General features: G+C 34.9%; 1 protein-coding gene. It reads right to left on the reverse strand.

Translation table 11 applies throughout. The features are described 5' to 3' along the window. Positions 1-61: 61 nt before the first annotated feature. A complete protein-coding gene (locus tag ACFINO_RS11660) occupies positions 62-397 on the reverse strand; it encodes a hypothetical protein (RefSeq protein ID WP_375607479.1) in 336 nt (111 codons plus the stop codon). Between the last annotated feature and the right edge of the window lie 108 nt (positions 398-505).

Raw genomic sequence — 505 nt, forward strand, 5'->3', positions numbered from 1 at the left:
ACGTGATATACGTCCGTTTGGTTCTCTTACCTGCCCTGCTATTTTAGGGCGTCCCCTTTTTTTATTTTTTTTCACTTATGTCCTCAGATGTCTGTTTAATATCTTGCCAAATTCTCTCTGATCTTGACCATGAAATTCGATTTAAAAAGAACAATAAAACCACTAAAATGCATATTACAGCAGCAACACCTAACTTAAGTTTTAAGTGACTTTGATCCCAAGAAAGTTTTAAGAGCAGAATGAAAAGTGTACTCAATAAAGCACCCATCACTATACTGTAATAACTCATTGATGTAGATGACATACAATCTCTTAACAGCTCTATATCATTCTCTGTAAGCATATAAACGGGTTCAGATTCTTCTGTACTAACCCTAGACTTCTTTTTACTATCCATTAAAGCACCTTCTGTTTAAAAAGGAACGCTATCATTCATAACGGTATGAGATGTATCAAGAGGTCTGTAAATGCTTCTGTCATAAGCAGATGACTGATCTTGATTATC

The organism is Bartonella sp. AA83SXKL (assembly GCF_042196965.1).
Lineage (GTDB): Bacteria > Pseudomonadota > Alphaproteobacteria > Rhizobiales > Rhizobiaceae > Bartonella.